The organism is Vibrio sp. 378, assembly GCF_033339435.1.
Map to the genome: position 1 here is coordinate 676,938 of NZ_JAWOUO010000002.1, position 7,629 is coordinate 684,566.

Here is a 7,629-nt window from a genome sequence, read left to right on the forward strand (position 1 = left end):
GGGTTCTTCCTTTTCTTTCCCAATTTCCTTTGGTTATTTTCTGCAATTACTTGCTTTCCCAAGGGATGGCTTTTTTCAATAATTTATCGGTGATGAAGTAGAGTGAGATAGACAGTACGGCGAGGATAAACAGCGCCGCAAACATCTCATCAATGATCATGCGAGCGTTGGCTTGGAGCATCAGATAACCCAAGCCTTCACTTGAACCTACCCACTCACCGACCACTGCTCCAATTGGCGCAATAACGACGGCAACACGAATACCTGAGGCTAAAGTTGGTAGTGCGGCTGGCAATTGAATATGACGAAGTAGCTGCCATTTAGACGCGCCCATGGTCTTGGCAAGATCGAGGTAACCTGTTGGTGTATTACGTAAGCCGTCGTAGCAACATGTGGTGACGGGGAAAAAGATGATGATCGCCGCCATGACGACTTTCGATGCAATGCCGTAACCCAGCCAAAGCATGAGTACTGGCGCGATGGCGAACACAGGGATCGCTTGGCTAGCAATCAGAATGGGCAGTAACCAACGCTTCAGCGGTTCGAACATCAGCATTTGCAATGCGAACAGCAAACCCATTGATAATCCAAGCGCCAAACCAAGTAAAATCTCTTGCGCGGTAACCCAAGTATGTTTGAGCAAGACATCGTAACGAGTGACCAATCTATCCAGCACTTCAATTGGTGAAGGTAAGATGAAGCTTGGCATGTCGAATACCACAACAACCAACTGCCACAATCCCAAGATCACCGCTGTGCTAATGACCAAGCGCAGAGCCGGATGGGTCACGCGTTCTTTTTTACTAATGCGTGCCGAAACGGAGTTGTACTGAGTCATATCACTCATAGTCTTTCTCCAGTTGATCCAAAATCGCTTGTTGTAACGCCGCGCACTCTCCATCGAGAACTCGGGGCGGCTTGGAGTCTGGAACGACCAAGTGCTGAGCTTGCGCAGGTGTGCCTTGCAACACATAGAGTTGGTGAGCTAATCGCACCGCTTCTTGTGGGTCGTGGGTAATCAGAACAACCGTCTTATCTTTCAGCAATTCGGCAGACAAGGTTTGCAACTTATGACGAGTAACCGCGTCCAGTGCAGAGAAAGGCTCATCCATCAGAACTAGAGGCTTGTCTTGCATCAGAGTGCGAGCAAGGGCAACACGTTGTCTCATGCCGCCAGAGAGCTGAGCTGGCTTAGCATCCGCGTAATCGGCGAGTCCCACTTGGCTTAGTAAAGTCAGTGCACGTTGTCTATTTTGCTCTGGTGCTTGCACTTGAGAAAATCGAGAACTGAGGCAGACGTTGTCTAACACATTCAACCACGGTAGCAATAAATCCTGCTGAGCCATGTAAGCGATACGGTCATGCAGTGCAGCGCCATCCGTTGTGATGAGTTCGCCATGCCAGTCAACTTGGTCATCCAGTAGGCCAGCTAAGTAACGCAATATTGTGGTTTTCCCGCAGCCACTGCGACCAAGTAACACTGTCCATTGATTAGCAGGAATAGTCATACTCAACCCTGCTAGCGTTGGTGTTTGGCTGTCTTTGTATCGCAGACTAGCATCGGAAAGCTGAATGCCAATCGTGTTAGCGAACATAAGTATGACCCGCAAAAAAGTGGTTCACAGGGCCATGGCCTTTACCTACATCCAATTCATCAGCGTGTGCGATAGCTTGGCTGATGTACTGCTTACCCAGGTGCACCGCTTTGTGTAGGTTGTTGCCTTGGCCAAGATAAGACGCAATGGCGGAAGAAAGTGTACAGCCTGTGCCATGAGTGTTTTTGGTTGGAAATCGCTTGGCGCTAATTAACTCGGCACTGTCTTGCATGATAAGCAGATCGTTGCTGTTTTCATTTTCTTCAAGGTGACCGCCTTTGAGCAGAATAGCTTTGGCGCCAAGCGCACGAAGGTCGGTAATCATATCGTTCATTTCAGATTCTGATTGAGGCATTGGCTTACCCGTCAATGCTGCGCCTTCGGGTAGGTTAGGGGTAATGATGTCTGCGAGCGGAATCAATTCTTCTTTTAAAGTGCGGATTGCCGACTGTTCCAGTAATAGATCGCCGCTGGTGGCCACCATTACAGGGTCAATCACGAGGTGTTTTGGCTGGTATTGTTTAATTTTGTCTGCAACGACTTTGATGATGTTGGAATCTGCCAGCATGCCCACTTTGACTGCAACGATGTTGAGGTCGGTAAATACTGCATCAAGTTGGCTCTCTACATGGTCGAGAGGAATGGGGAAAATCGCAGAAACGCCTTGGGTATTTTGCGAAGTAATCGCCGTGATTACCGAGCAAGCAAAACTGCCGGTTGCGGACATCGCTTTGATGTCGGCTTGAATACCTGCACCGCCACCACTGTCTGAGCCCGCGATGGTCAATACGATAGGGGTAGGCAAGGCTGGCGTGTGATGTGAATGAGGTTGTGATTGCTGCGTCATGGTCGCTCCTACTACAAGACGTATAGGAACTGACTTTGACCGTTGCAGATAGATCGATTTTTCGATCGCTATCGCTTACCTAAGAGGGGCGACGAAAGGCAAAGTGTGCATAGTTCCCTACGTCAGTGCTAACTGAATCAGGTTCAACGGGTCTCGAATTTCGATCTCAGCCAACACTTGTCGTGTGGCCCCCCGACTATTTCGTTCGGATGATAGCAGGACCATTGCGGAAGGGATACGTTTTTTGAGCGTAATTATAATGAGTATTCAATTATGCGAGGTGAGTGATAAAGTAAGCACCTAAATGGTTTGCTGGGTGGAATTTACTAGTGCAACGCTCTGGTGAATGAGCAGAACCTGGAATATTTAATAAATAATCGTGGTCTCGTTAAGCAAGGATTAGCACAAAACAAGGTTAAAAAACTGTTAAAATTTAACGTGTTGCCAATTTAACTTTGTTGAACTTTTTCACAGTTAATTAGGAAGGCTAAGACGATCATCGAGCAAGGAGACTTCATGCTTAATTCTGTAACAGCGAAGTCAGTGATCGATCATGCGCTCTTTTTGGGGGCTGATTTCGCTGAACTATTCGTTGAACATCACCAAACCAACACTGTCCAGATCGCATCTGGTGAAGTGGATAAGGTTAACTCGGGTATCGATTTTGGTATCGGTATTCGTCTTTTTTTCGGTCATAAGGTGCTTTACGGTTACACCAACAGCACAGATGAAGCCGAACTAAAGCGCGTAACCTCGCTGCTTGCTGCAAAAGACAAGCGTGAGCAAATCGCGTCAGCGGGTTCTTTGAATTTGAACCGCTACCCAATCCAACATGGTTGCCGCATGCCGCTAGGTAAGGATGCTAACCTAGATTCAAAAATCGCGTTTCTATTGAAAGTTGACCAAGCCGCACGTGCTGAGAGTGAACATATCAGCCAGTTTATTGGCAGCGTTCTTCAGCGCGAGCAACAAGTGTCTATCTTCAACTCAGAAGGTCTACACGTTGACGATACTCGCCACTACATTCGTGTTGCTGGTAACACTGTCGCGCAAAAAGGTAATGAGCAGTCTTCTGGTATGGAAGGTCCTGGCGCTCTTGCTGGTTGGGAATTCAGTGAACAGCTTGATGCCAAAGAGCTAGGTCAAACTATCGCGCAGCAAGCGTTAGTAAAACTTGGCGCGGATGCTTGTCCATCGGGTGAAATGCCGGTGGTGATTGGTAACGGCTTTGGCGGCGTTATCTTCCATGAAGCATGTGGTCACTTGCTAGAAACCACTTCAGTTGCGAAGAAAGCATCAGTCTTCCACGACAAGATGGGCGAAATGGTTGCTCACACCGCAGTGAATGCAGTCGATGATGGCACCATGACCAACGAATGGGGCTCGATTCACATTGATGATGAAGGTATGAAGACTCAGCGCACTCAACTGATCAAAGACGGTAAGCTAACCAGCTTCATGGTCGATAAAATGGGTGGCATGAAGACAGGTTATGAGCCTACGGGTTCTGGTCGTCGTCAAAACTACAAGTTCGCACCAACCTCGCGCATGCGTAACACCTTTATCGAAGAGGGCGAGCATTCACTTAATGACATGCTGGCAGGCATCGAACGTGGTATCTATGCGAAGAAGATGGGCGGTGGCTCTGTTCAACCGGGTACGGGGGAGTTTAACTTTGCTGTTCGTGAAGCCTACCTCATTGAAAATGGCAAAATCACCAAGCCTCTGAAAACAGCAACGCTGATCAGCACGGGTCCAAAAGTGTTGAAAGAAATCAGCATGGTCGGCAAAGACATGGCGCTTGCGCCGGGCATGTGTGGTTCCGTGAGTGGTTCAGTACCAACAACTGTCGGTCAGCCAACGCTGAAAGTAGATAACATTCTGGTAGGAGGCGGTAACTAATGAGCCAAGAACAACAACTTCTTAATGCGGTTGATTACGTCCTATCAGAAGCAAAACGCCAAGGTGCAGAAGCGGACGTCATTGTAAACCGTAACAGTAGCTTTTCTTTGAAAGCGAACCAAGGAAAGCTGGATGAGTACAAAGTAAGCTCAAGCCAAGTTCTGGGTGTTCGTGTTGTGAAAGATGCGCGTGTTGCAACAAGCTATTCTGAGTCGTTAGAGCAACCAAGCTTGGATTTAATGCTAACTAATGCGCTGCAAAGTGCTCGCTTTTCCAAGCAAGATGAACATCAGACTATTAGTTGCGTTAACAGCCAAATCACGACTGATGTTGCTGAGATTGTGCAAGAAGATACCACTTCTGTTGACGAAAAAATCGAACTGTCTCTCGCACTTGAGCAAGGCGTAGTGGCTCTGCCTCACGCTTCTAGCGCACCTTACAATGGTTACAGCGATGGCGAAACACAACTGATCATTGCCAATACTCAAGGCACATTGTGTCAACACTTCGAGCGCTCGTTCACTTGTTACGCGTATACCTTGTTTGAAAAAGACGGCAAACAGTCAATGGCGGGTAGAATGTCACTTGGTCGCCGTTTTGATGAGTTGAATCCAGCTTACTGTATCGAAGGTGGCTACAACCTTGCTCGTGATCTTCTGGAAGGTGCTCCGGTTGCGACAGGTAACTACCCTGCTATTTTCCACATTAATGCGCTAGCAAGTTTATTCGGTGCTTTCGGCAGTGCTTTCTCTGGCGTAAGCGCGATGAAAGGCATTACGCCACTGGGTGACAAGCTTGGTCAACGTGTTGCGAGTGATTTAATTACCTTTACTGATACGGCTTACATGCCAAATGGTATGGCAATCGCGAGTTTTGATAGTGAAGGCTTCGCTACTCAAGATAATGTCATGATTGCTAATGGTGAGTTGAAAACCTTGCTACACAACAGCCAGACCGCAAGTTATTTGGGCGCAGTCTCGACAGCAAGTGCCGCTCGCGGTGCAAAATCGAGCCTAGACGTATCAGCGAATCACAAAGTGATTGCGACAGGCAACAGCAGTGCGTCAGAAGTAAAAGCGGGTGAGTACCTAGAGTTAGTCGAGCTTCAAGGTGTCCATTCTGGTGCGGATGCAGTGAGTGGTGATTTCTCATTTGGTGCGAGTGGCTTCTTGTGCCGTGATGGAGAGCGCGTTCAACCAGTTCGTGGGATCACGGTAGCGGGTAACTTCTACAAGATGCTGCAAGAAGTTGAGGCAGTGGGTGATACTCAGTTAATTAACGATAGCCGAACTTTCTTCTCGCCAGACGTTCGTTTTGCTCGTTTGAGCATTGGTGGTAAGTAAACTTAGCATCCCTATAGAAACAAAAAAGAGGACTCAATGGAGTCCTCTTTCATTACCTAGCAACGTGTGCGCGAATAACTAGAATTCGCGTATGTCCAACTCATTGTGGATCAATACCACACACTGAGAAGCGAAAAGCATCTTAGGACCTAAGCTGATCTTCTCTGTGCCAAGGCGCTTTAAGCTGTTAAAAGACTTTTTCGGCATCGGTATATGGTCAGTTAGCAAGAAACATGGATTTTCACCAATTTCTGCATCACGAACAAATTCGCCTTTCTTATCCAACATATATAGTTGGTGATCTTCTGCCAGCTCTTGTACTAGGCGTTCAAAGCTCACTGTACGAACGGTAATACCAGGTTCGACTTCACGAAGTTGCTCTTTACCCATACCAACCGAAGCATCCAAAGCGCGAGCCACTGCTGCAATCAAGGTTGACTCATGGAAGCCGCCAATGTTGGTGATGTCGTTGGAGCGAATAGTAATGGTGCGTGAGAAGTCTTTTGTGCTTTCCAAAACCAAGTGAACAACCACATCTTCACGGTGTGATTGAGCAACGAACATAGTGTTCATCATGGTATGAGCAAGAATCTCTGTATGCGCTTCATTACCAACACCTTCTAACAGTGCTTTGCTGGTGGTTGGCGCCGCGCGAGCTCGTAAAACAAAAGAGCGCATGAATTTAGCCTCTATATAGGAAGAGTGAATGCGCGGAAGTATATACCCAAGCAGGGAAGGGATGCGAGTTTAATAGCAAATGTGAACTTACTTACAAAGCTTCGATTGTCGTGCGGAGTGCGCTGGTTAAAATAGAGGTAACCTGTTAGGAGCGGTATATGGAAATCAAACAGATAAATAAAGACATTTATAAAAAGAAAGTAAACCTTGTGATTGGCGGTTTTGTTGCGTTGCTCGCCATCTCCTCTCTTGCCTTTAGTACCTTGTTGATTGTTTTGTTTGGCAACACTGAAGTCGTACCAGAACAATCAACGGGCAATTTCCATTGGAATTTGATTGGTGTCGTTCTCGCAGTTGCAACTTCCCTCTCTTTATTGAATCACATTAAAACTCGACCATACATGGAAGAAGTGCTGTACGTTTGGAAACTCAAGCAACTGCACAACAAAATCTTTCGTAAACTAAAAAGCATTAAAGCAGCCGCGAGCAATGACGATGTAAAAGCGCTCACTACGCTTAAGTTCTATTACACCACGCAACGCCAAGTGTTTGAGCTAGACAACAACACATTAACGATGAGCAGTGTAAATAAAGAACTAGAGGCTATCGAGCAAATCGAAGCGGCGCAATCACTGAGTCTTGATATCACCAGCTTTAAAGAGAGCTGGGTAGACACATACTGATTGCCTATTTGTTACTTGAAGTTAACAACTGAGTGCTAAAATTAAGCGTTTGAGTGAGATTTAATCACTCGATGCTTTTTTTTAAGTTTTTTTCTAAAAAGGGGTTGCCAAGAAAAATCATCTCCCTATAATGCGCCTCCGTTGTCAGGGCAAAGCGGAAACGCAAAAGCAATTGGCAATAAGGCGAAAGAAAGCTTCTAAAAATTAATTTTAAAAAGTGTTTGACACTGAAAGTTAATTCCTTAGAATACGCCTCCGCTTCGATAGCAAAGCTTATGAAGCAAGCTCTTTAACAATATAGACCTATCAATCTGTGTGGGCACTCGTTGATGATAATCCAATTAGATACCTCGGTATCAAATTAGGTTTCAATGAAACGAAGTGACCATTCGAATTGGGAAGCAGCCTTGAGCTGTTTTGTTTTACTTTTTCAAAAGTAAAAACCAATAAGAGCACAGTCAATTCAAACATTACTTTATGTAATGTTCAGTATTCATTGAGCCGACAAAATCTTAAATTGAAGAGTTTGATCATGGCTCAGATTGAACGCTGGCGGCAGGCCTAACACATGCAAGTCGAGC

Annotated in this window: 7 protein-coding genes, 1 rRNA gene and 1 riboswitch; of the genes, 4 read left to right on the plus strand and 4 right to left on the minus strand. The window is 46.3% G+C overall.

Annotated features, from left to right (window positions below; genetic code table 11):
• Positions 1-46: 46 nt before the first annotated feature.
• From R7Q48_RS06440 to thiD, 3 genes are read right to left on the minus strand one after another with little or no spacing between them, the layout of a single operon-like run.
• Positions 47-847, minus strand: coding sequence for an ABC transporter permease (locus R7Q48_RS06440; protein WP_009706843.1), 801 nt, complete (start codon positions 845-847; stop codon positions 47-49).
• Positions 840-1,595, minus strand: coding sequence for an ABC transporter ATP-binding protein (locus R7Q48_RS06445; protein WP_318132207.1), 756 nt, complete (start codon positions 1,593-1,595; stop codon positions 840-842). Before R7Q48_RS06445 ends, R7Q48_RS06440 begins: the two co-directional genes overlap by 8 nt.
• The gene (gene thiD, locus R7Q48_RS06450; RefSeq protein ID WP_151515184.1) at positions 1,585-2,442 is read right to left on the minus strand and encodes a bifunctional hydroxymethylpyrimidine kinase/phosphomethylpyrimidine kinase; all 858 of its coding nucleotides are present in this window, start codon (positions 2,440-2,442) and stop codon (positions 1,585-1,587) included. The genes R7Q48_RS06445 and thiD overlap by 11 nt, the downstream gene beginning before the upstream one ends.
• A 97-nt stretch (positions 2,443-2,539) precedes the next feature.
• A riboswitch (TPP riboswitch) is annotated at positions 2,540-2,647 on the minus strand.
• Between the two features lie 311 nt (positions 2,648-2,958).
• Between thiD and R7Q48_RS06455 the strand changes: the two genes are divergently transcribed.
• Both R7Q48_RS06455 and R7Q48_RS06460 read left to right on the plus strand, forming a co-directional pair.
• The gene (locus tag R7Q48_RS06455; RefSeq protein ID WP_017820998.1) at positions 2,959-4,344 is read left to right on the plus strand and encodes a TldD/PmbA family protein; all 1,386 of its coding nucleotides are present in this window, start codon (positions 2,959-2,961) and stop codon (positions 4,342-4,344) included.
• Positions 4,344-5,687 (plus strand): TldD/PmbA family protein, encoded by a 1,344-nt coding sequence (locus R7Q48_RS06460; protein ID WP_130545267.1) that lies wholly within the window; start codon positions 4,344-4,346, stop codon positions 5,685-5,687. The genes R7Q48_RS06455 and R7Q48_RS06460 overlap by 1 nt, the downstream gene beginning before the upstream one ends.
• 78 nt (positions 5,688-5,765) lie before the next feature.
• Here the strand turns inward: R7Q48_RS06460 and trmY are convergent, their stop codons facing one another.
• On the minus strand, positions 5,766-6,365 hold the full coding sequence (trmY, locus tag R7Q48_RS06465; protein WP_017634347.1) for a tRNA (pseudouridine(54)-N(1))-methyltransferase TrmY: 600 nt from the start codon (positions 6,363-6,365) through the stop codon (positions 5,766-5,768).
• A 158-nt stretch (positions 6,366-6,523) separates the two neighbouring features.
• On the opposite strand from trmY, the gene R7Q48_RS06470 reads away from it, so the two are divergent.
• Together R7Q48_RS06470 and R7Q48_RS06475 are read left to right on the plus strand one after the other, a co-directional pair.
• Positions 6,524-7,048 (plus strand): DUF3087 domain-containing protein, encoded by a 525-nt coding sequence (locus R7Q48_RS06470; protein ID WP_213961339.1) that lies wholly within the window; start codon positions 6,524-6,526, stop codon positions 7,046-7,048.
• 514 nt (positions 7,049-7,562) lie between these two features.
• Positions 7,563-7,629: ribosomal RNA gene (locus tag R7Q48_RS06475) — 16S ribosomal RNA — on the plus strand; the annotation flags it as partial.

Coding starts and splice junctions, on each gene's coding strand:
- R7Q48_RS06440 (WP_009706843.1), bottom strand. CDS start 847: ATGAGTGATATGACTCAGTACAACTCCGTTTCGGCACGCATTAGTAAA.
- R7Q48_RS06445 (WP_318132207.1), bottom strand. CDS start 1,595: ATGTTCGCTAACACGATTGGCATTCAGCTTTCCGATGCTAGTCTGCGA.
- thiD (WP_151515184.1), bottom strand. CDS start 2,442: ATGACGCAGCAATCACAACCTCATTCACATCACACGCCAGCCTTGCCT.
- R7Q48_RS06455 (WP_017820998.1), top strand. CDS start 2,959: ATGCTTAATTCTGTAACAGCGAAGTCAGTGATCGATCATGCGCTCTTT.
- R7Q48_RS06460 (WP_130545267.1), top strand. CDS start 4,344: ATGAGCCAAGAACAACAACTTCTTAATGCGGTTGATTACGTCCTATCA.
- trmY (WP_017634347.1), bottom strand. CDS start 6,365: ATGCGCTCTTTTGTTTTACGAGCTCGCGCGGCGCCAACCACCAGCAAA.
- R7Q48_RS06470 (WP_213961339.1), top strand. CDS start 6,524: ATGGAAATCAAACAGATAAATAAAGACATTTATAAAAAGAAAGTAAAC.